We start from the raw sequence: 20,769 nt of genomic DNA, 5'->3' as shown, positions 1-20,769 counted from the left end.
GGCGGGGGCATGAGCAACCGCCTTGCCGTCTTCGATTGCGACGGCACGCTGGTCGATAGCCAGCACAGCATCTGCACCGCGATGGCCCATGCCTTCGAGGGCGAGAAGCTGGTGCCGCCCGATCGGCTGGCGATCCTGTCGATCGTCGGCCTGTCGCTGCCTCATGCGATGGCGCGGCTGCTGCCCGATGCGGAGCCCGACTATCATCAGTTGCTAACCGATCGCTACAAGGCTGCCTTCCACGCCCTGCGCAGCGCCAATGCCGTGTCCGAACCGCTCTATCCCGGCATGGCTGAGCTGGTGCGGGCGCTGGACGGTGATGGCTGGCTGCTGGGCGTGGCCACCGGCAAGTCCGATCGCGGCCTCAACCTGTGTCTGGCCCATCATGATCTGGCCCATCATTTCGTGACCCTGCAGACCGCCGATCGCCACCCGTCCAAGCCGCACCCGTCGATGCTGCTGCAGGCGATGGCGGAGGCGGGCGCGGTGCCCGAAACCACGGTGATGATCGGCGATACCCATTTCGACATCGACATGGGGCTGGCCGCCGGTACCCGCGCGATCGGCGTCGGCTGGGGCTATCATGCGCCGGCCGAACTGGTGCAGGCCGGCGCCCATGCGGTGGCGATGGACAGCGATGAGTTGCGCCGCCATATCGACGCGCCATGAACGACATGCCTCCCATTCCGCCGGTCGACCCGGAGAAGATTGCGCGCCAGCGCCATTTCGCGCTTGGCCTGTTCCGCCTGTCGGGTGCCTTCCTCGTCATGTTCGGTTTCCTGGCGATCATGCAGCGCTTTTCCTGGGTACAGGGTGACAAGGCCAAGGCGTTCGGCCTGATCATGGTCGTCGCCGGCCTGTTCCAGTTCATCATCGTGCCGCGCCTGATGCTGGCCCTGTTCAAGCGGAGCCGCCCGTGAAGCGTTTCTACAAGGATGTGACGGTCGAGCCGGTCGAAGCCGGTTTCGCGATCCGGCTGGATGGCCGCCCGGTGCGCACGCCGGCCCGCGCTGAACTGGCGCTGCCCAATGCGGTGCTGGCAGAGGCGGTGGCGCAGGAATGGCGCGACCAGGGCGAGACGGTCGATCCCGCGACGATGGCCTTCACCGGCCTCGCCAATGCCGCGATCGACCATATCGCCGGCAACCGCGCGAAATTCGCGGCCGACATCGCCGAATATGGCGGCACCGACATGCTCTGCTATCGGGCCGAGGGGCCTGAGGCGTTCGTCGCGCGTCAGGCGGCGGCCTGGGATCCGCTGCTCGACTGGGCGCGCGCCCGCTACGACGTTGCCTTCGTCACCACCCAGGGCATCATCCATGTCGCCCAGCCCGACGCGACGCTGGAACGGCTGGCGGCGGCGGTGGACGGACTGGATCCCTTCACCCTGGCCGGCTTGTCGCGGCTGGTGACCTTGAGCGGCTCGCTGGTCTGCGGCCTGGCGGTGCTGGAAGAGGCGTTCGACGCAGATTCCGTATGGGAAGCGGCCGAGATCGACGAGCGCTGGCAGGCCGAACAATGGGGCGAGGATGCCGAAGCGCTGGCCCGTTCGGCGCGCCGCGCGGGCGAGTTTGCCGTGGGTCGAGCCTTTTGCGGGATGGCACGAGCCTAGGGGGCTGGGAACGGGACCGCTCGTTCGTTCATTCTTGTGTTGGCGGATGCCCTGACTGCATCCGCCACATTGGATCAACGACCAGGGAGACCCTGACCTTGCAGTCCCGCCTTTTGGTTCCTGCCTTTCTTGCCCTTTCCACCCTCGCCGCACCGGCCCTGGCACAGGATGCCCCGGCAGCCAGCGCTGCCCCCGCCGCCGGCCAGATGACCCCCGAACAGATCAACGCCTTCAACCAGGCGGTGACCGATTTCACCGCCGGCCAGACCGCGCTGCAGGCGGGCGACAATGCCACCGCCGCAACCAAATATGAGGCGGCGATGCCCGCCATCCGCACCGCGGTGGAGGTCGACCCGACCAAGATCGACAATGTCAATTTCCTCGCCAACGCGCTTTATGCCGATGCCGCTGCCCAGGGCGCGCTCGGCAAGATGGACAAGGTGATCGCGCTTTATGGCGAATCCCTGCCGCACTGGCGCAAGGTGGTGGAGGCCAAGCCCGCCGATGCCACCAGCCGCAACATCCTGGCCGGTATCCTGATCCAGCTGGGCAACCAGAAGCTGGGCGCGCAGGACAAGGCCGGCTCCGCGCCGCTCTATCAGGAAGCGCTGGGCCTGGCCCGCAAGTCGGCGGCGGCCAATGCGGCCGATCCGGTGACGAAGAATATCCTGCTGTCGGCGCTGATCGGCGCCAGCCAGGCGACCGATGATGCCGCGCTCAAGACCGAAGCGGCGACGATGAGCAAGGCGATGCTGGCCGACGGTTCGGTCGATGCGTCGAACAAGCCTGCCGCCCAGGCGCTGAGCGGCGTCAAGGCCGGCTGAGCATGAAGAGGCCTCGCCCGGCGGTCCGGGCGGGGCCTTTGCCGGTCAGGCTTCGACCATGCCGGTAATCTTGTTGGCATAGACCATACGGCCCGGCCCCAGCATGCCCAATACCTGCGGCACCATGTGGCGGGCGAGCGCGAAACAGCCCTCGCTACGGCCGCACTTGCCCCAGGCGGCGACATGGTCCTCGCTGACATAGTCGGCGCCATGGATGACGATGGCGCGCATTTCGGCATTGTTGTTCTGCGGATCGAGCCCAGCCAGCCGCATCGAACGGCCATGCTGGCCATCATAGACGGTCAGCGTCTTGTAGGCGCCCGACGAACTGGCGAGCGAATTGGGCTCGTTGGAAAAACTCTGCAGCCAGCCCGAATGGCCCGGATCGGACCCGCGGCCGTGCGATACCAGATAGCTGTTGGCCTGGCCACCGATCAGGTCGACGATATGGAAGCGAAATTCCTTCGACGGCGCATTGAAGTCGGCAATGGCGATGCGGTCGCGCAGGGTGAAGTCGCGCGCATGCTGGTCGAGCGCGGCCTTGGCCTCTTCCAGCAGCAGCGCATAGGGCTTGCGCGAAAAAATCGGTGCGGCCGATGGAGTCGCGGGAACCGGAGGACGGTTCGCGGGTTCAGGCGCTACCGGCAGTGCGGCCTTGCCAACACTATCGGTCAAAAACGAGAAGGCGAGTCCGCTTAAAGCGAACTTCGTGAATTTGCGGCGATCCATGTGCCGTCTATAACAAATCAACGCCCCCGCTCCAAGACGGGGGCGCCCTTCGTCACAGGCTGCTATTGCCCGCTTCGTCCGCTCCGTGGCTCCCCTCGCCGTTTTCGCGCAGGCGCGAGGTCATGCCACTGGCTTCGGCATCATCCAGAATCTGTTGCTGTTCCGACACGGACGGCGGCGGTGCCGGAGTCGGGGTAACGACATTTTCCGGCTCGGGCGGCAGCGCTTCCGGCTCGTTCACGATGACATTCTCGACCGGCGGTTCGACCAGATTATTGGTCGCCGGGGCTTCCTCTTCCTTCTTGCCGCAGGCGGCAAGCAGCAGCGCGCCCGACAGGGCGGCGAAGGTCAGGGGGCGGGCAAAATGGCGCATGGGGATCAGTCCTTGGCTGCGGGGGCGGTCGAATTGACCGCAGTGGGGTCGACGCGGCGGCTGGAGGCCTCGATCTTCTGGGCCAGCAGCTTGTCCCAATCATAGGGATCGGCGCGGAAGTTCATGGTGCCGTTGCTGCTGGCAAAGGCGGTCCAGTAGAGCAGATAGACCGCGACCTGCGAGGGCAGCGACACGCGCTGGGTCTTGTTGGTGTCGATCAGGCTCTGGATCTGGCCCGACAGGCTGGGATCGCTCGCCACCATGAGTTCGGCCAGCGATACCGGCTTTTCCAGGCGGATGCAGCCATGGCTGGCAAGCCGGTCATAGCTGGAGAATTTCCCGCGCGAAGGCGTGTCGTGCAGATAGACGGCGAAGGGATTGTTGAAATCGAACTTCAGCCGGCCGAGCGCGCTGTTGGGGCCGGCGGGCTGGACGATGCGCTCGCCGCCCTCGGGCGTCTTCACGATCTTGTAGCCCTGCTTGGCCAGGGTTGCGCGGCCCTTGGGGAACAGTTCCTTCCTGGCGATCGACATCGGCACGTTCCAGGGCGGATTGACCACGATGGAATGGATGTTCGACGACAGCATCGGTGTCTGGTTAGTCGGGCTGCCGGTGACGGCGCGCATCGATGTGACGGGTTCGTCGCCCTGGAACACGGTCAGCACGGCGGCGGCGATGTTCACCTGGACGCGGTTGACCGGCAATTCGCGCGGCATCCAGCGCCAGCGTTCCATATTGGCCATGATCGCGGCGATGCGATCATCCACCGACACGTTGAGCGCGGTCAGGGTGCGCGCGTCGAGCAGGCCGGTGGGGTTGAGGCCATAGCGGCGCTGCGCGCGTTGCAGCGCGGCGGTCAGCGGCTCGGTGCCGGTGACGCTCTTGTCCTCCAGTGCCAGGCGGGCGCGCACGACATCGGCCGAGGCGCCGGCCGACAGGCTGGGCCAGCCGCCGGTGTCACGGATCTTCTCATAGGTGGCGAGGCCCTTGCGCAGCCCGTCATAGCCCGAATAGGGCGGGGTCAGGCTGGCCGCCCATTGCGGCAACCGATCCTCGGCAATCGCCTTGGCGAGCGAGGGGCGCGGATCGAAGGCGGCGGGACGCAGCGCCCAGACCTCCAGGAAATCGGCGGTATCGACCCGGCCGGTGCTGAGCGCGCGGCCGCGATCCAGCAATGCGTTCAGCAATTGCTGGCCGTGCATCGGCGCGGTCGGCTTGCTGCGCGCCATCAGCCCTTCGGCCATGCCGCTCTTGAGCCATTCATTCGCCCAATCATCCTGCGCCTGCGACAGGGCGGGCAACGGCACGGGCGGGGGCATCACCGCCATCGGTGGGGGCAGCACGACCTGGCCGGCCGGCGGCGCGCTCTGGGTCGGTGTCACGGCCGGGGGCTGCGCGACGGCCGGGATGGCGGCGGTGGCCAGCAGGGGCAGGGCGAGGAAACGGATCAAATCGGGACGGTTCATGCTGGACCAGATAGCGCAAAGCGGCCATCTATCAAATCGCGATAGCGGGAAAAGATCATGCTGCACGTCGTTCACCATCCCGCCTATGTCTCCCCGGCCACAGACGGCCAGCAGGCGCGCTTCGACAAATATGGCCTGATGATGGACGTACTGGCCGACAGTGGCGCGCCGATGACCGTTCATGCGCCCGATCCGATGCCCGCGTTCTGGATCTCGGCGGTGCATGATCCCGCCTATGTCGAAGAGGTGCTGGCGCTCGCTGTGCCGCCCGAAAAGGAACGGCGGATCGGCTTTCCGGTAACCGAGCGGGTGATGCGCCGGGCGCTGCTGTCCCCCGGCGGCACCTGGCTGGCGGCGAAGCTGGCGCTGGTCCATGGCTATGCCGCCAATGCCGCCGGGGGCAGCCATCATGCGCTGGCCGACAGCGGCGCGGGCTATTGCGTGTTCAACGATCTGGCGATCGCGGCCAATCGGCTGATCGCGGAGGGGGATGCGAACCGCATCCTGATCCTCGACCTCGATGTGCATCAGGGCGATGGCACGGCGTCGCTGATGGCGGGGCGGGGCGATGTCTTCACCATGTCGATTCATGCGGAGAAGAATTTCCCGGTGCGCAAGGCGCGCTCGAGCCTGGATCTGGGCCTGGCCGACGATACCGGCGATGCGGACTATCTGGCGGCGCTGGGCGAGATGCTGCCGCGGGTGCTGGATGATTTCGCGCCGGACCTGATCCTGTATCAGGCCGGGGTGGACGGTCATGCGGATGATCGGCTGGGCCGGCTGGCGCTCAGCGACGAGGGGCTGGCCGCGCGTGACGGGCTGGTGATGCGCCAGGCGCTGGCGCGCGCCATTCCGGTCGCCAGTTGCATGGGTGGCGGCTATGGCCCGGACCGGATGGCGGTCGCGCGGCGCCATGCCGCCTGCATGCTGCGGATGGCGTCAGTGGAGCGTGCTGTCTGACGCGCTGGGCTTCGCGGCGCGCCCTTCCATCAGCTTCGCGGCGATCAGCCCGGCCACGCTCAGCGCGACCAGATCGCTCAGCGCCAGATAGAGGCTGTAGCCCCAGGGCGCATGGTTGAACACGGCCTGGCCGATATGCAGCCACAGCACCGTGGCGAGCGCGAACAGGATCGACACCCGCGCCCGGCTGTTGAAGTCGCCGGTGACGAAGCGCAGCGCCAGCGCGATCAGCACGCCGGTGGCCAGCGCCAGCAGCAGCCCGCCGATCAGGCTGGAGCCGTCCATCACCGGGAAGCCGCCATTATTGTAGAAGAGCATTGCCACCGGCCCCTTGCCATAAAGGATGGTGCCCTGCGCCGTGGCGGGATCGGGGATGACATAGACGCCGGTGCCGCTGCGGGCCAGCGCCTGCGCCATCGCGGCCTGCAGATTGGCGCTCGCCTGCGGATCGGCACGACTGAGCGCCAGCGCGCTCAGGGGCGTGCCCCAGAAAAGGAAGCCGATGATGAACATGGCGAAACCGCCAAGCAGTCCGCCCAGGATGGTCCGCAGCATCATGCCTTCACTCCCCGTTCCAACGCGCTCCGACAATGGAGGCTGATCTACAAACGCCGGGAAGGCAATGTCTTTCCGTGGAGCGGATCAATCCTTTGGACGGGCGCCCTTTTCGACCAGACCCGACAGGCCTTCACGCCGGTCCAGTTCGTTCAGCACATCGTCAAAGGGAATTCCGCAATCGGCCAGCAGCACCAGCAGGTGGAAGAGGAGGTCCGCGCTTTCGCCGACCAGTTCGGCCCGATTGTCGGCCATGGCGGCGATCACCGCCTCGACCGCTTCCTCGCCGACCTTCTGGGCGATCTTGCCCCGGCCGCGGGCGGTCAGCTTCGCCACATAGGATGCCGATGGATCGGCCTTCCGTCGCTCGGCGATGGTCTGTTCGAGGGTTTGAAGGGTCGCGCGCATGGGCTGCATCAAGCGTCCCGCGCGCGACCCGTCAAATGAATTTTACTTCTGCTTGCGGCGCGCGAAGAAGACGCGGCCGGCCAGGACGGCGGCGCCCATGCCGAACAGCGCCATCTGTTCGGGCTCAGGCACCGGGGTCGGCGTGCCGCCGCTGCTGCCACCCGACGAGGTGCCGCCGCCGCTGGAGCCGCCGCACTTGAACCAGCACCAGGTGGCGTTGGCCGGGGAAGGGATGGCGAGGCCCATCAGGCTGGCCGAACCCGCTACGAGAAGAAGTTTGCTGATCTGCATAAAAGTCACCCTGTTTCAAAATGGACAAATCGCTTCGAAACGACCCTGCGCCCTGTCTACGCAGTAACCGTGCCAATTTTGCCAAGTGACGTTTTTCTGCGGTTGGCGACCGATGGCCGCCAAAGGCCCCATATGGTTAATGTCAATTAACCCGACATTTTGGCGCTTTTCCGCGCTTTAATGGCCCCGAACGGGGATGCCGGCGCGGGCCAGGGCCTGATGCGCTTCAGCAATATTATGTTGACCGAAGTGAAATATCGAAGCGGCCAGCACCGCGCTGGCATGGCCTTCGACCACGCCCGCGACCAGATGGTCGAGCGTGCCGACGCCGCCGCTGGCGATCACCGGGATCGACACGGCATCGGCGATCATGCGGGTCAGCGCCAGGTCATAGCCCTGCTTGGTGCCATCGCCGTCCATCGAGGTGACGAGCAGTTCGCCTGCACCGAGTTCGGCCAGACGCAGCGCATGCTCCAGCGCGTCGATGCCGGTCGGCTTGCGGCCGCCATGGGTGAAGATTTCCCAGCGGCCCTCGCCCACCTTGCGGGCATCGACCGATCCGACGATGCACTGCGCGCCGAAGCGATCGGCGATGTCGGCCACCAGCTCGGGCCGGGCGACGGCGGCGCTGTTGACCGCCACCTTGTCCGCGCCCGCCAGCAGCAGGGCGCGGGCATCCTCCGCGCTGCGCACGCCGCCGCCGACGGTAACGGGCATGAAGCAGACTTCGGCGGTACGGCGCACTACGTCCAATATGGTGCCGCGCGCCTCATGGGTGGCGGTGATGTCGAGGAAGCAGAGTTCGTCGGCGGCGGCCGCGTCATAGAGCTTGGCCTGCTCCACCGGATCGCCGGCATCCTTGAGGTCGACGAAATTGACGCCCTTCACCACGCGGCCATTGGCAACGTCGAGGCAGGGAATGACGCGGGTGCGGACGGTCATGACAATTTTCCTTTTTCCGTTCGCCCTGAGCGAAGTCGAAGGGCTCGCCCGAACATAGTGAGGGCCTTCGCTCCGCTCAGGCCTGGGCTTCGACTTCGCTCAGCCCGAACGGTAATATGTTCAAGCTGCCGCCTGCGCGACCGCGAGCGCGGTCTTGAGGTCGAGACGGCCGTCATAGATGGCGCGGCCGGTGATGACGCCCTCGATCCCGTCATCGGCATGGAGGCTGAGGACGCGGATATCCGCGATCCCCGCAACGCCGCCGCTGGCGATCACCGGCATGTCGGTGGCGCGGGCGAGATCGACGGTCGCATCGATATTCACGCCCTTGAGCAGTCCGTCGCGGCCGACATCGGTGAAGAGCAGGCTGGCAACGCCGGCATCCTCGAACCGGCGGGCGAGGTCGATCACCGGCATGTCGCTCTTTTCCGCCCAGCCGTCGGTGGCGACGAAGCCGTCGCGCGCGTCGACCGCGACGACGATGCCGCCGGGGAAGTCGCGCGCCGCCGCCTTGACGAAGGCGGGGTCTTTCAGCGCAGCGGTGCCGATCACGATGCGCGATACGCCCAGGTCAAACCAGCGTTCGACCGATTCCCGATTGCGGATGCCACCGCCCAGCTGGACATGGCCGGGAAAGGCCTCGACGATGCGTTCGACCGCTTCGGCATTGACCGCATGGCCGGCAAAGCTGCCATCCAGATCGACGACATGGATATGCTGGGCGCCGGCTGCGGCAAAGATCAACGCCTGCGCGGCGGGATCGTCGCCATAGACGGTGGCGCGGTCCATGTCGCCCTCGGCCAGGCGGACGACCTGGCCGCCTTTGAGGTCGATGGCGGGGAAGACGATCAGGGACATGGGATCAACCTTTGCGCGAACGGGGCCTCAGGGCCGCCAGTCGAGAAAACGGGACAGGAAGGACAGGCCGTAGCGCTGGCTCTTTTCCGGGTGGAACTGGCAGCCGATGATGGTGTCGCGCGCGACGGCGGCGACCAGCGGCCCGCCATGGTCGGTGACGGCGGCGACATGGGCCGGGTCGGCGGCTTCATAATGATAGCTGTGCAGGAAATAGGCCTCGCCAGCCTCGATCAGGGGCGGCTGGCCGTTCAGCACCACATCATTCCAGCCCATATGCGGCACCTTGATCGAGGCATCGGTCGGTTCGATCAGGCGCACCGTGCCGGGAATCCAGCCCAGCCCCTCATGCCGGCCGAACTCCTCGCCGGCGTCGGCGAGCAACTGCATGCCGACGCAGACGCCAAGAAAGGGGATGCCGCGGCTGTTCACCGCCTCGTTCATCGCGTCGACCATGCCGGGGATCGCGACCAAGGCATCGCGGCAGGCGCGGAAGGCGCCGACGCCGGGCAGGACGATGCGGTCGGCCTTCGCCACGACATCGGCATCGGCGGTGATGGTCACATCATCGGCGCCCGCCTTGCGCAGGGCATTGTGGACCGAGTGGAGATTGCCCGCGCCATAGTCGATCAAGGCAATGGTCATGGCAGCAGCGTGTCCAGATTGACGCTGGCGGCACGCGCCGGGAGGAACTCGATCAGGTCGAAGGATGCCGCGCCGTTGACGACGAAGGGATCGGTCGCGGCCTTTGCCGCGATCTCGTCACGCTCGCCGCGCGCCAGCAGGATGCCGCCGGTGCGCGGTTCGCGCCGGCCGGCGAGCAGCAGCCAGCCATCGGCAATGCCCTGGTCCAGCCAGGCCCGATGATCAGCCAGATGGCCGTCCAGCACATCGATCGGCGCCGTATAGGTCAGCGAAATGATGAACATGGGGTCGGCCTTTCTATGGAAGTGATGCTTAGAGCATGCCCTTGGTCGAGGGGATGGCGTCGGCCTTGCGCGGGTCGATCTCCACCGCCTGGCGCAGCGCGCGGGCCAGGCCCTTGAATGCGCTTTCGACGATATGATGGTTGTTGCTGCCATAGAGCAGTTCGATGTGCAGCGTGATGCCGGCGGCCTGGGCCAGGCTGTGGAAGAAATGCTCCACCATCTCCGTGTCCCATTCGCCGATCTTGGTGACGGTGAAGGGCAGCTTGCACACCAGCCAGGGGCGGCCGGAAATGTCGAGCGCGACGCGGCTCAGCGTTTCGTCCATCGGCGAATAGACGCTGCCGTACCGGCTGATGCCGCGCTTGTCGCCCAGCGCCTTGGCCAGCGCCTCGCCGATCGCGATCGCCGTATCCTCGGTGGTGTGATGCTGGTCGACATGCAGGTCGCCGACGGTCTTGACGGTCATGTCGATCAGCGAGTGACGCGACAGCTGCTCGATCATATGGTCGAGGAAACCGATCCCGGTGGAGACGGTGTAAAGACCGGTGCCGTCGAGGTTGACGGTCACGTCGATCTGCGTTTCCGCAGTGTTGCGGTGAATCTCGGCCGTGCGCATGCGCGCCCTATAGCGCGTCGCGCGCGCCATGCAATCTGATGATGTACCTCTCGGGCGGGGGTTGACCGCCGCTTTCGCGTCGTTAGGACATATGCCCCATGAGTGAAGACCTGCCCGACAGCCTGATTCCCTATGACGAAATCGTGCAGGAGGCCCTGCGCGCGGTCGTCGGCCGCGTGCTGGGCGAAGTGCAGCAGACCGGCGGCCTGCCGGGCGCGCATCATTTCTACATCACGTTCAAGACCCATGCCGCCGGGGTGGATATCCCCAAGCATCTGTCGGAACGTTTCCCGGACGAGATGACCATCGTCCTCCAGAACAAGTTCTGGGATCTCAAGGTCAGCGACCGCCATTTCGAGGTCAGCCTGACCTTCAACCAGGTCGCGGCCCATCTGGTCATTCCCTTCAGCGCGATCACCGCCTTCGTCGATCCGGCTGTCAATTTCGCGCTGCAGTTCCAGGTTCAGGCCGACGAAGAGCCCGAGCCCCATGACATGGCCGAAAATGACGCGCCGCTGGTCACGAGCGAGGATGGCTCCAACGTCGTTACGGTGGATTTCGGCAAGAAGAAGTGAGCCCGGCGGCCGGGATCGGCCGCAGGCTCAAAATTCGTGGCGATAGGAGAAGCGCAGCTTCTGGCTCGTCCCGAAACTATTGTCGACATAGCTGATATTGGCGCCGACCGTGTCGCGACGCGTAAGATGGTAGGACAGGCCACCACCCAGTGCCACGCCCGAAAAATCATGGGTGCCTTTGGTCACATTGCCGCCCGCCATCGCGGTCAGCTTTGGCCCCAGCGGCCGCAGCAGAAACAGCCCGGCATAGCCGCTGTTGCTGCTGAGCGCGATCGGCAGGCCATCGCTCTGGTCGATATCGCTGACCGGGCCATGCCCATTGGTATAGGTATAGCCGAAGGGCACGAATATCTGCAATTTGCCGGTCTTCAGCCCGATTTGCGACAGGGGCACGAAGCCGCCGAGCGAATAGCGCGTCTGTTCCACCCCCGAATCGAAATGACTCTTGCCGGCTGAGAAGGTCAGGATCGCGACCGGGAGCAGATAGGATGCGCCGACCGACCAGAGGCCCGATTCCGACACGCGGGCATTGAATTTCAACTTGGGGCCGACCGCGACCGATCCGGACAGCGAAAATTCGTCGGAGGCGCGGGTGATGCCGACCTTGGTCGCGATCTTGGTGGGATCGTCGGATGATTTTTCTTCTTCTGCTGCGTGGACCGGAGCGGTCGTGGCGGCAAGGCAGAGGAGGAGGGCAAGGACGGGACGATCGGACATGCGGCTTTCCTCCTGTATGCCGCGCAGGATATCGGGGCGCGCGCGCCGATCAATTGCGGTAAACCCCGGTAAAGGCGCAGATCCTGCCGCTGCATGACGGCCTGCGGCCTGTCATGGGGATGGGCTGCGGGGATATGCGATATTCGCAAGTTTCGCCTTGGAATTTCCCGCCCCGGCCCTACATCGGAACCAGTTTTGCGATTGATTCTTAACTGGGAGTTCTGAATGTCCGCTACCCGCACCGAAACCGACAGCATTGGCGCCATCGAGGTGCCGGCCGACGCCTATTGGGGCGCCCAGACCCAGCGCAGCATCGAGAATTTCCCCTTCGGCGCGACCGAGCGGATGCCGATCGGCATCGTCCATGCGCAGGCGATCGTGAAGCAGGCGGCGGCGCGGGTGAATGCGAAACATGGCCTGGACGCGACGATCGTCGCGGGCATCGAGAATGCCGCGCAGCAGATCGTCTCCGGCGCGCTCGACGACCAGTTTCCGCTCGTCATCTGGCAGACCGGCAGCGGCACCCAGACCAACATGAACGTCAATGAGGTGATTGCCGGCTATGCCAATGAGCAGCTGGCCGGCACGCGCGGCGGCAAGAGCCCGGTCCATCCCAACGACCATGTCAACATGAGCCAGTCGTCGAACGACAGCTTCCCGACCGCGCTGCATGTCGCGACCGTGCTGGCGACCCGCGACAAGCTGATCCCGGCGCTGGAGAAGCTGACAGGCGCGCTGACCGCCAAGGCGGAAGGCTGGGGTCATATCGTCAAGATCGGCCGCACCCATACGCAGGATGCGACGCCGCTGACGCTGGGCCAGGAATTTTCCGGCTATGCCGCGCAGCTGGTCAGCAGCAAGGCGCGGATCGAAGGCGCATTGAACGGCAATATCCGCAAGCTGGCGATCGGCGGTACGGCGGTCGGCACCGGTCTCAACGCGCCCGATGGCTGGGCGGACGACATGACGGCGGCGATCAGCGACATTGCCGGCACCCCGTTCGAAAGCGCGCCCAACAAGTTCGAGCAGCTGGCCGCCAAGGATGGCCTCGTCTTCTTCTCCGGCGCGCTCAACACGCTGGCGGTGGCGCTGACCAAGATCGCCAACGACATCCGCTTCCTGGGCTCCGGCCCGCGCTCGGGCCTGGGCGAGCTGGACCTGCCCGCCAATGAGCCCGGCAGCTCGATCATGCCGGGCAAGGTCAACCCGACCCAGTGCGAATCGCTGACGATGGTGGCGGCGCAGGTGATCGGCAATCATCAGGCGGTGACCGTCGGCGGCATGCAGGGCCATTTCGAACTCAATGTCTTCATGCCGCTGATCGGCGCCAATGTGCTGCGCTCGATCCATCTGCTCAGCGTCGGCATGGAAAGCTTCGCCGACCGCTGCGTCGAAGGGATGCAGGCCAATGAGGGGCGGATCGCCGAACTGGTCGAGCGCTCGCTGATGCTGGTGACCGCGCTGGCACCTGAGATCGGCTATGACAATGCCGCGACCATCGCCAAGCATGCGCACAAGAAGGGGCTGACACTCAAGCAGGCCGGCCTCGAACTGGGGCTGGTCGATGAGCCGACCTTCGACCGGCTGGTGCGGCCGGAAAATATGGTCTGATCCAGATCAACTGGCGGAACCGGGGCGGGTGCGATACATTAATCCCCTATGAAGAAAACGCCCGCCCCGACCGCCGCAAAGCTTCCGTCCACCGCGACGCGCGTTCGCAAGTCGAGCCTGTTTCGCAAGGCGGCACGGCTCGGCGCGACGGTGGTGGCCGCACGGGTCGCCGCCGACACGGGCAAGAAGGGCGTGATCGGCCTGATCGCCGGAGCCGGGGCCAAGCGCCTCATCATGCGCTATCCGGTCGGCGCCATGGTCCTCACCGGCGCCTATCTAGCGGGCAAGCTCTATGAGGCCAAGCGCGAGGCGGACCGCAAGATGGCGACCAAGCTGCTGACCGATGCCAGCGCCAAGCCGATCCTGATCGACGAGGCACGGGCCGCCCGCAAGAAGGCGGGCTAGAGCGCAGCCTGCCAGGCCTTGATCGCGTCGATCGGCCAGGCGAGCATCAGGACATTGAGTATCAGATTGTCGCGGATCACCGCCAGTGCGAGCAATTCGAAACCGATCGCGACGATAATTGTCAGCCAGACGGGCGCGCGCGACGCGAACAGGAATCCCAAGGCCATCATGCCGATGTCGCTCATCGAATTGAGGATGGAATCGCCCGAATAGCCGAGCGCGATCGTCGCCGTGCGGTAACGGTCGATGATGATCGGCGAATTTTCAAGGATCTCCCACGCCGCCTCGATCGCCACCGCCACCGAAAGGCGGATGCCGAGCGGCCTGCGGCGCATCAGCAAATGGGTCGCGCCATAGAAGAGGAAGCCGTGGATGATGTGGCTGAGACTGTACCAGTCGGACAGATGCTGGCTGTTGCCGCTGTCGATCGGCCCATGCCATAGCGCGATCGTGCCGCAGGTGCAGATCGGTGGACGCCCCATCAGATAGAGGATCGCCGCTGCCCCCAGCGCGATCAGCAGGGCGAGGATAAAGCCCTGCTGTTTCATACCTTCACGCGATCGCGCCAAGCCTCTTCTCCCCCAACCTCTTGCAAAATGCCGTCCACGACGCCACTAGCGGCCATGGCCGACAACATTCCCACCGACACCCCCGATTTCAAGCGCCGCGGCGTTCTCTTTGTCCTGTCCTCGCCCTCGGGCGCCGGCAAGTCGACGATTGCACGCAAATTGCTGGCCTGCGAACCGGATCTGTCGATGTCGGTGTCGGCGACGACGCGGACGATCCGACCGGGCGAAGTCGATGGCAAGGATTATCATTTCGTCGACCTGGAAGAGTTTCGCCGCATGGCGAACGACCATGAATTCCTGGAATGGGCGCATGTCTTCGGCCAGCGCTATGGCACGCCGCGCGCGCCGGTCGAGGCGATGCTCAAGAGCGGCAAGGATGTGCTGTTCGACATCGACTGGCAGGGCGCGCAGCAGCTGCACCAGATTGCCGGTGGCGACGTGGTCCGCATCTTCATCCTGCCGCCCTCGATGGAGGAACTGGAAAAGCGTCTGCGTGGCCGCGCGACCGACAGCAATGAAGTGATCGAGGGCCGCATGGCGCGTGCCGCGGGCGAGATCGCCCACTGGGACGGCTATGACTATGTGCTGTGCAATGTCGACGTCGAGGAATGTTTCGAGCGCGTGCGCACCATCCTGCATGCCGAACGGATGAAGCGCAGCCGCCAGACCGGCCTCATTGGCTTCATCCGCCGCCTCAGCCGCTATCATCAGGAAGATTGAGATCTAGCGGTCAACTGGGCCGCTATTTCTCGAATCCTGCCGGGTCGGCCCAATCGGGGTGGACCCAGGCCATCACCTTGAACAATGTCCCCATCTCTGCCTCGTCAGTGAGGCGGTGGCGCTGCGCCTCCAGTTCGGCGGCGCGCTGCGGGCTGCCCTTGGCCAGCACGGACGCGCGCACGTCGATGCCCAGATGCTGGAGGAAATGACCCTGCGTCACCGCGCCATGGACGCGCAGCCCGGCCTGGCGCGCGACATTGGCCAGCATCGTGAAATCGACATGGGTGGTGAGGTCGCTCTCGCCCGGATCGGTGAAGGGATCGGTGAACTGGTGGTTCTTCACCGCCTGCAGCGTGTCGCCCAGGGCCGGGCCTTCATAGCCATAGTCGATGATGATCGCGACGCCGCCCTGGCGCGCGATCCGGCTGGCAAGAGCATAGCCCGCGGTGGCGCCGGCCTGCGCCACTTCGATGATCGCGCCTTCGGGCGCCTGCGCGGCGATCGGCGGCAGGCCCGATTCGATCCGGCGATAGCCCGGCACCGCCATGAAACGGCCCTCTTCCTCGCGCCGGATCACCACCCGCTCGCGCCATTCGTCGCCAACGCGGATCATCTGCCGCACGGGTAGGGCGTCGAAAAATTCATTGGCGACCACCAGCAGCGGCGACTGGTCGGGCAGGCTTTCCACGCTGTCATGATGGATAACATGGGGAATCTGGGCGCGCTGCCGCTCGCGCAGGGTCGGGCTGGTCTCGACGAAATGGATGCGCGAGGTGACGTCGGCCCCCTCCATCGCGCGCAGCGCATCGCCCGCCAGCGTGCCGCGACCCGGCCCCAGCTCGACATAGAGCGGATCGGCGCGCCGGCCCGATCGCAGCCAGACATCGGCCAGGCACAGGCCGATCAGTTCGCCGAACATCTGGCTGATTTCCGGGGCGGTGGTGAAGTCCCCCTCCAGCCCCAGCGGATCGCGCGTGCCATAATAATGCTGGTTCGCCTCGCCCATATAATGAGCGACGGAGATCGGCCCGCCGGCATCGATCTGGCGGGCCAGGCGCTCGGGCAGGCCCATCGCGCCGGGCAGGGCGTCAGCTGACACTGGCGCTGCCCGCGATCGGTTCCACGCGCACGCGCCGGCCCTTGGCGGTGACGATCAGGTAGAGGCCGCCCAGGATCATCGGCACGCACAGCCACTGGCCCATGTGCAGGCCGGTGCGGGCGGCGAATTCCATCAGCTGGGCATCGGCCTCGCGGAAATATTCGACGCCGAAGCGGAACACGCCATAGAAGAAGACGAACAGGCCGACCAGCATGCCCGGCTTGTAGCGTGCCTTGGTCTTCCAGAAGGCGAAGGCAAGGATGCAGAACAGGATGATGCCTTCGAAAAAGGCTTCGTAAAGCTGGCTCGGATGACGGGCGAAGGGGCCGCCGGTCGGGAAGATCATCGCCCAGGGCACGTCGGTTTCCTTGCCCCACAGTTCGCCATTCACGAAATTGGCGAGGCGGCCGAAGAACAGGCCGAAGGGCACCACGCAGGCGACATAGTCATGGATGCGCAGCCAGCTCAGCTTCTCCTTGCGCGCCATGTAGAGGATACCGAGCGATACGCCCGCCGCGCCGCCATGGAAGGACATGCCGCCATTCCACAGCTTGAAGATGTCCAGCGGATGCTGGAGGATTTCGGGCTGGTAGAAGAAGACATAGGCGAGCCGGCCGCCGATGATGATGCCCAGCGTCGCATAGAAGATCATGTCGTCGGCATGGCGCCGCGCCATCGGCGAACCGGGCTGGGCAATGAGCTTCAACAGATACCAGTAGCCGATCAGGATGCCGGCCAGATAGGCCAGGCTATACCATTTGAGCGTGAAGAAGCCCAGGTCCAGGGCGACGGGGCTGAGCCCCAGCTGGTCGAAGCGGATGGCGCTCGAAGCGGCGGCGACAAGGTCCAGGATCAAAATGGCATTCCCTCGGCAATCAGGCCTGCGGCCATAGAACAAGCGGCCGGCAAGATGAAGAGGGGCGATCCCGATTGCAGGATGATCGGGGCAAATAGGCCGGGCATGCCCGGAGCGGCGGGCTCAGGCCGCTTCGCTACAGTCCAGCAGCGCCGCGCGATCCCGGATTTCCACCATGCGGCGGCCGGGCAGGGCGATGATGCCGATGCGCTTGAGGTCGGTCAGTTGCCGGCTCACCGTCTCGATCGTCAGGCCCAGCACGTCGGCGATCTGCTGGCGCGACAGCGGCAGGTCGAACCGGTCGAGCGGGGGCTGGCCTTCGCGGGCCAGCCGGCGCGACATGTCGAGCAGGAAGGTCGCGATCTTCTCGCGCGCATTCTTGCGGCCGAGCAGCAGCATCCAGCTGCGCGCCCGGTCGAGATCGTCGAGCGTGCGTTGCAGCAGCCGATGCTCCAGCTCGGGATGCTCGCGGGCAAAGCCGTCAAAGGCGCCGCGGGTGAAGAGGCACAGGCGGGCGTCGGTGAGCGCCGTGACGCTGTGCGGCGTGCTGCGGCCGAAGGGGCGGCCGATGAAGTCGGACGGATAGACCACGCCGACAATCTGCTCGCGCCCGTCGCCGGTCGAGGCCGACAATTTGAGCGTGCCGTCGATCACATTGGCGACGATGGTGGCGTCGTCGCCTTCCCACATCACCGTCTGCCCCGCCGCGATCGTGACGCGCCGGCCCAGGCGATTGAGCGCGCCGCGCTCATCCTCTTCCAGCGTGGCGCAGATGGCGCGGTCGCGCACCTCGCAGCGCTGGCAGAAGCTGGCGTCGGAGCAGGGGGCAGGAACGGGCATGCCGCCGGGCAGGGTTTGCGCGAGATCAAAATGCATGTTCATGACCGCTGCTTGGCGCGGCGGCGGGGCGGGCACTATCCGTAAATCCCCTATAGGACTTTCTGTCCTATTCGAGCCCCGCCTGGAAGGCGATGCGCAGCGTTTCCGACAGGCTGTGGACCTGCAGCTTCTGCATCAGATTGGCGCGATGAATCTCCACCGTGCGCGGGCTGATGCCCAGGTCATAGGCGATCGTCTTGTTGGGCAGGCCGTCGACCAGGCCCTTGAGCACTTCGCGTTCCCGATCGGTCAGGATGTTGAGCCGGGCGCGGGCAGTCTCGCGCTGGCTGTTGCGGCCCTGGTCGGCGCTTGCCTGCGCGCAGGCGGCTTCGATCGCGGCGAGCAATGCCGCCTTCTCGAACGGCTTTTCGATGAAATCGGTGGCGCCGGCCTTCATCGCGGCGACCGCCATGCCGACATCGCCATGGCCGGTCATGATGATGACCGGCAGCATCATGCCGCGCGCGCGCAGTTCGCGCTGCACTTCCAGTCCATCAATGTCGGGCATGCGCACGTCCAGCAGCACGCAGCCGCCCTCCAGCGTCCCGACTTCCTTCAGGAATTCGGTGCCGCCCGAGAAGAGCCGCACTGAAAAGCCGCTGGTCTTGAGCATGAAGGAGAGCGACCGGCGGATCGCCTCGTCATCATCGACGACATGGATGGGCTGGTCGGTGGGCAGGCTCATGGCAGGCGGTCCGCAGAATCGAGAGTGAAGTGGAAGGCGACGCCGCCCCAGTGCGAGGTATCGGCCCAGATCCGTCCGCCATGCCCCTCGACGATGGTGCGGCTGATCGACAGGCCCACGCCCATGCCGGCGGGTTTGGTCGTGCTGAACGGGGTGAAGAGCGATCGCGCGACCGCCGGATCGAGGCCGGGGCCACTATCGGCGATGATGAGCTCGACCTGTCCGTCCTCGGCCGGCACCGCCGACAGGCGCAGGATGCGGCGGTTGCGGCCGTCCATCGCCTCGACCGCGTTGCGCACCAGGTTGATGATGACCTGCTGCACCTGCACGCGATTGGCGATCACCCGGCCGACGCGCGGGTCGACGACGATGTCCATGTCGATGCCCCGGCTGTCGATGCCGATGAAGGCCAGCGCGACCCCCTCGGCCAGCAGCGTGGCCGCCGGTTCGGCCTGGCGATCGGCTTCGCCGCGACGGATGAACTCCCGCAGCGACCGGATGATCTGGCCCGCGCGCATCGCCTGGCGCGCGGCTTCGTCCATCGCCTCTCCCAGCAAGTCGCGGTCGACCGGCGCATCGGTGCGCAGCAGGTCGCGGCCTGCCTCCATATAATTGGCGATCGCGGTCAGCGGCTGGTTCAGTTCATGCGCCAGCGCCGCAGCCAGCGTGCCCATCGCCGTGACGCGGGCGGCATGGCTCAGTTCAGCCTGCAGATCCTGCAGGCGGCGCTCGGCCTTCTGCCGATCGGTCAGGTCGCGCACGAAGCCGGTAAACAGCTTTTCGCCATGGTCCTGCACTTCGCCGACCGCCAGCTCGATCGGAAAGGTGGAACCATCGCGCCGGCGCGCGGTGGTCAGTCGGCCGATGCCGATGATCCGCTTCTCGCCGGTGTCATGATAATGTTGCAGGTAGGAATCATGGCGCTCGCGATCGGGCGAGGGCATCAGCATCGCGACATTGCGGCCCAGCACATCGGCCTCGGCATATTGGAACATGCGCTGGGCGGCCGGGCTGAACGAGACGATATGCCCGGTCGCGTCGATCACGATCAGCGCATCGGGCACCGTTGCCAGGATCGATCCCAGCAGAGCCTGTTCCCGGCTGGTCGCATTATCCTGCGGATCGCCATCGTTGAACGCCATGTCCGATCACTGACCGTAAATCAGTGCGCCAGCAAGAGCGGAACCCGTGTTTCGGCCAGAATATAGCGGGTTACGCCGCCAAAAATGGTTTCCCGCAGCCGGCTGTGGCCAAAGGCACCCATCACCATCCAGTCGATCGACAGTTCCTGGCAGGCATGGGACAGCGCTTCTTCCACGCTGCGATCCTTGCGCGGCCATTCGTGAATCTCGACCGCGATGCCGTGGCGCGAGAGATATTCGGCCGCGTCGGTCGGCGGGAAGTCGCGCTTCGACCGCTCGTCCACGGTGACGACATGGACCTCGCTCGCCACCCGCAACAGGGTGCGGCTCGCGGTCAGCGCCGACGCCGCCTCATGCGATCCGTCCCAGGCGACCATGGCCCGGCCGGTGCAGCGAAAGCCCTTGGCCATGCTCGGGATCGCCAGCACCGGGGCGCGGCTGTTGACCGCCAGGTCGGCGACGATCGGCGCCGGATCATCGGCCTGCCGGCGGCCCGGCGGCGGCAGGGAAACGAGCATCGCGTCGGCCAGGCGGCCGGTTTCCAGCAGGCCCTGGACCAGGTCGCCGCTGCGATAATGCCAGTCCCACGCCATGCCCTCGCGCCGCAGCCTTTCCTCCAGGGCGCGCCGCATTTCCTCGTCCTGACGGCGCACCGCATCGATCGCCTCGGGCACCAGATAGCCGCTGCCATAAAGATCGGCGGCGACCAGTTCGGGCAGCGGCGCGATCTGCAGACAACTGATATGGGCGCCGGTCGCGCGCGACAGGTCGAACGCGGCCTGCAGCCGGCTTTCCATGCCGTTGTCCGCGCGGATGTGCAGCAATATGGTCTTCATCGAACATGTCCCGACAAGAGGGCGCCGATGCAGCGCCGCATGATCGTCATCCTGACTAGTAGCCCGCTCGGCTCGTCTCTATCCGCAAATTTCCCTATTTCGATCGCCGATCCGA

Annotated in this window: 28 protein-coding genes; 9 read left to right on the top strand and 19 right to left on the bottom strand. The window is 65.7% G+C overall.

Annotated features, from left to right (window positions below; translation table 11 throughout):
* Positions 1-9: 9 nt before the first annotated feature.
* The 4 genes from HH800_RS18030 to HH800_RS18015 all read left to right on the top strand — a co-directional run bounded on the left by HH800_RS18030 (position 10) and on the right by HH800_RS18015 (position 2,436).
* On the top strand, positions 10-669 hold the full coding sequence (locus HH800_RS18030) for an HAD-IA family hydrolase (RefSeq protein ID WP_097384575.1): 660 nt from the start codon (positions 10-12) through the stop codon (positions 667-669).
* The gene (locus HH800_RS18025; RefSeq protein WP_004208582.1) at positions 666-920 is read left to right on the top strand and encodes a hypothetical protein; all 255 of its coding nucleotides are present in this window, start codon (positions 666-668) and stop codon (positions 918-920) included. The genes HH800_RS18030 and HH800_RS18025 overlap by 4 nt, the downstream gene beginning before the upstream one ends.
* Positions 917-1,612 (top strand): ATP12 family chaperone protein, encoded by a 696-nt coding sequence (locus tag HH800_RS18020; protein WP_004208581.1) that lies wholly within the window; start codon positions 917-919, stop codon positions 1,610-1,612. The genes HH800_RS18025 and HH800_RS18020 overlap by 4 nt, the downstream gene beginning before the upstream one ends.
* Positions 1,613-1,710: 98 nt before the next feature.
* The gene (locus HH800_RS18015) at positions 1,711-2,436 is read left to right on the top strand and encodes a hypothetical protein (protein ID WP_010339640.1); all 726 of its coding nucleotides are present in this window, start codon (positions 1,711-1,713) and stop codon (positions 2,434-2,436) included.
* Between the two features lie 45 nt (positions 2,437-2,481).
* Here HH800_RS18015 and HH800_RS18010 read toward each other — a convergent pair whose 3' ends face one another.
* From HH800_RS18010 to HH800_RS18000, 3 genes are read right to left on the bottom strand one after another with little or no spacing between them, the layout of a single operon-like run.
* Positions 2,482-3,165 (bottom strand): murein L,D-transpeptidase catalytic domain family protein, encoded by a 684-nt coding sequence (locus HH800_RS18010; protein WP_010339641.1) that lies wholly within the window; start codon positions 3,163-3,165, stop codon positions 2,482-2,484.
* Positions 3,166-3,217: 52 nt separating this feature from the next.
* On the bottom strand, positions 3,218-3,538 hold the full coding sequence (locus tag HH800_RS18005; protein ID WP_169861927.1) for a hypothetical protein: 321 nt from the start codon (positions 3,536-3,538) through the stop codon (positions 3,218-3,220).
* Positions 3,539-3,543: 5 nt separating this feature from the next.
* A complete protein-coding gene (locus HH800_RS18000) occupies positions 3,544-5,004 on the bottom strand; it encodes a L,D-transpeptidase family protein (protein ID WP_169861926.1) in 1,461 nt (486 codons plus the stop codon).
* A gap of 57 nt (positions 5,005-5,061) precedes the next feature.
* Between HH800_RS18000 and HH800_RS17995 the strand changes: the two genes are divergently transcribed.
* Positions 5,062-5,964 (top strand): histone deacetylase, encoded by a 903-nt coding sequence (locus HH800_RS17995; protein ID WP_169861925.1) that lies wholly within the window; start codon positions 5,062-5,064, stop codon positions 5,962-5,964.
* Here the strand turns inward: HH800_RS17995 and HH800_RS17990 are convergent.
* From HH800_RS17990 to hisB, 8 genes are all read right to left on the bottom strand, one after another.
* Entirely contained in the window at positions 5,944-6,522 is a 579-nt protein-coding gene (locus HH800_RS17990) for a hypothetical protein (RefSeq protein ID WP_004208574.1), read from the bottom strand. The genes HH800_RS17995 and HH800_RS17990 overlap by 21 nt on opposite strands.
* A gap of 84 nt (positions 6,523-6,606) precedes the next feature.
* Positions 6,607-6,927: a phosphoribosyl-ATP diphosphatase gene (locus HH800_RS17985; protein ID WP_169861924.1), complete on the bottom strand. Its 321-nt coding sequence runs from the start codon at positions 6,925-6,927 to the stop codon at positions 6,607-6,609.
* A gap of 42 nt (positions 6,928-6,969) precedes the next feature.
* Entirely contained in the window at positions 6,970-7,218 is a 249-nt protein-coding gene (locus tag HH800_RS17980) for a PEP-CTERM sorting domain-containing protein (RefSeq protein ID WP_136188176.1), read from the bottom strand.
* 177 nt (positions 7,219-7,395) lie between these two features.
* Entirely contained in the window at positions 7,396-8,160 is a 765-nt protein-coding gene (gene hisF / locus HH800_RS17975; protein WP_169861923.1) for an imidazole glycerol phosphate synthase subunit HisF, read from the bottom strand.
* Positions 8,161-8,280: 120 nt separating this feature from the next.
* Positions 8,281-9,018: a 1-(5-phosphoribosyl)-5-[(5-phosphoribosylamino)methylideneamino]imidazole-4-carboxamide isomerase gene (gene hisA, locus HH800_RS17970; RefSeq protein WP_004208570.1), complete on the bottom strand. Its 738-nt coding sequence runs from the start codon at positions 9,016-9,018 to the stop codon at positions 8,281-8,283.
* A gap of 27 nt (positions 9,019-9,045) precedes the next feature.
* Positions 9,046-9,660: an imidazole glycerol phosphate synthase subunit HisH gene (gene hisH / locus HH800_RS17965; RefSeq protein WP_159367178.1), complete on the bottom strand. Its 615-nt coding sequence runs from the start codon at positions 9,658-9,660 to the stop codon at positions 9,046-9,048.
* Positions 9,657-9,944: a YciI family protein gene (locus HH800_RS17960; RefSeq protein WP_004208568.1), complete on the bottom strand. Its 288-nt coding sequence runs from the start codon at positions 9,942-9,944 to the stop codon at positions 9,657-9,659. Before HH800_RS17960 ends, hisH begins: the two co-directional genes overlap by 4 nt.
* 28 nt (positions 9,945-9,972) lie before the next feature.
* The gene (gene hisB / locus HH800_RS17955; RefSeq protein ID WP_004208567.1) at positions 9,973-10,560 is read right to left on the bottom strand and encodes an imidazoleglycerol-phosphate dehydratase HisB; all 588 of its coding nucleotides are present in this window, start codon (positions 10,558-10,560) and stop codon (positions 9,973-9,975) included.
* Positions 10,561-10,658: 98 nt separating this feature from the next.
* On the opposite strand from hisB, the gene HH800_RS17950 reads away from it, so the two are divergent.
* The gene (locus HH800_RS17950) at positions 10,659-11,135 is read left to right on the top strand and encodes an SspB family protein (RefSeq protein WP_169861922.1); all 477 of its coding nucleotides are present in this window, start codon (positions 10,659-10,661) and stop codon (positions 11,133-11,135) included.
* A gap of 27 nt (positions 11,136-11,162) precedes the next feature.
* Here HH800_RS17950 and HH800_RS17945 read toward each other — a convergent pair whose 3' ends face one another.
* Positions 11,163-11,852, bottom strand: coding sequence for a hypothetical protein (locus HH800_RS17945; protein ID WP_169861921.1), 690 nt, complete (start codon positions 11,850-11,852; stop codon positions 11,163-11,165).
* A gap of 225 nt (positions 11,853-12,077) precedes the next feature.
* Here HH800_RS17945 and fumC point away from each other — a divergent pair, with 225 nt between their 5' ends.
* Both fumC and HH800_RS17935 read left to right on the top strand, forming a co-directional pair.
* The gene (fumC, locus tag HH800_RS17940) at positions 12,078-13,463 is read left to right on the top strand and encodes a class II fumarate hydratase (protein WP_169861920.1); all 1,386 of its coding nucleotides are present in this window, start codon (positions 12,078-12,080) and stop codon (positions 13,461-13,463) included.
* 48 nt (positions 13,464-13,511) lie between these two features.
* Complete coding sequence (locus HH800_RS17935; protein ID WP_004208562.1) at positions 13,512-13,868, top strand: hypothetical protein; 357 nt, start codon at positions 13,512-13,514, stop codon at positions 13,866-13,868.
* Here the strand turns inward: HH800_RS17935 and HH800_RS17930 are convergent.
* Positions 13,865-14,416 carry a DUF2585 domain-containing protein gene (locus HH800_RS17930; protein WP_169861919.1) on the bottom strand — a complete coding sequence of 184 codons (552 nt, stop codon included), beginning with the start codon at positions 14,414-14,416 and terminating at the stop codon, positions 13,865-13,867. The genes HH800_RS17935 and HH800_RS17930 overlap by 4 nt on opposite strands.
* A gap of 75 nt (positions 14,417-14,491) precedes the next feature.
* Between HH800_RS17930 and gmk the strand changes: the two genes are divergently transcribed.
* A complete protein-coding gene (gene gmk, locus HH800_RS17925) occupies positions 14,492-15,157 on the top strand; it encodes a guanylate kinase (RefSeq protein WP_004208560.1) in 666 nt (221 codons plus the stop codon).
* A 22-nt stretch (positions 15,158-15,179) separates the two neighbouring features.
* Here the strand turns inward: gmk and HH800_RS17920 are convergent, their stop codons facing one another.
* The 6 genes from HH800_RS17920 to HH800_RS17895 all read right to left on the bottom strand — a co-directional run bounded on the left by HH800_RS17920 (position 15,180) and on the right by HH800_RS17895 (position 20,654).
* Positions 15,180-16,256 carry a class I SAM-dependent methyltransferase gene (locus tag HH800_RS17920; RefSeq protein WP_419248212.1) on the bottom strand — a complete coding sequence of 359 codons (1,077 nt, stop codon included), beginning with the start codon at positions 16,254-16,256 and terminating at the stop codon, positions 15,180-15,182.
* Entirely contained in the window at positions 16,246-17,112 is an 867-nt protein-coding gene (gene lgt, locus HH800_RS17915) for a prolipoprotein diacylglyceryl transferase (RefSeq protein WP_004208558.1), read from the bottom strand. Before lgt ends, HH800_RS17920 begins: the two co-directional genes overlap by 11 nt.
* A gap of 123 nt (positions 17,113-17,235) precedes the next feature.
* Positions 17,236-17,994, bottom strand: a complete 759-nt coding sequence (locus HH800_RS17910) for a Crp/Fnr family transcriptional regulator (RefSeq protein WP_010339652.1) — start codon at positions 17,992-17,994, stop codon at positions 17,236-17,238.
* 64 nt (positions 17,995-18,058) lie between these two features.
* Positions 18,059-18,676 (bottom strand): response regulator FixJ, encoded by a 618-nt coding sequence (gene fixJ, locus HH800_RS17905; RefSeq protein ID WP_017500116.1) that lies wholly within the window; start codon positions 18,674-18,676, stop codon positions 18,059-18,061.
* On the bottom strand, positions 18,673-19,818 hold the full coding sequence (locus HH800_RS17900) for a sensor histidine kinase (protein WP_169861918.1): 1,146 nt from the start codon (positions 19,816-19,818) through the stop codon (positions 18,673-18,675). The genes fixJ and HH800_RS17900 overlap by 4 nt, the downstream gene beginning before the upstream one ends.
* 20 nt (positions 19,819-19,838) lie before the next feature.
* Positions 19,839-20,654, bottom strand: coding sequence for a universal stress protein (locus HH800_RS17895; protein ID WP_010339655.1), 816 nt, complete (start codon positions 20,652-20,654; stop codon positions 19,839-19,841).
* Between the last annotated feature and the right edge of the window lie 115 nt (positions 20,655-20,769).

The sequence above is a fragment of the Sphingobium yanoikuyae genome (genome assembly GCF_013001025.1).
Taxonomy (GTDB): Bacteria; Pseudomonadota; Alphaproteobacteria; order Sphingomonadales; family Sphingomonadaceae; genus Sphingobium; species Sphingobium yanoikuyae_A.
Note: the sequence above shows the minus strand (reverse complement) of the source record. Positions and strands in the feature narration are given on the sequence as shown.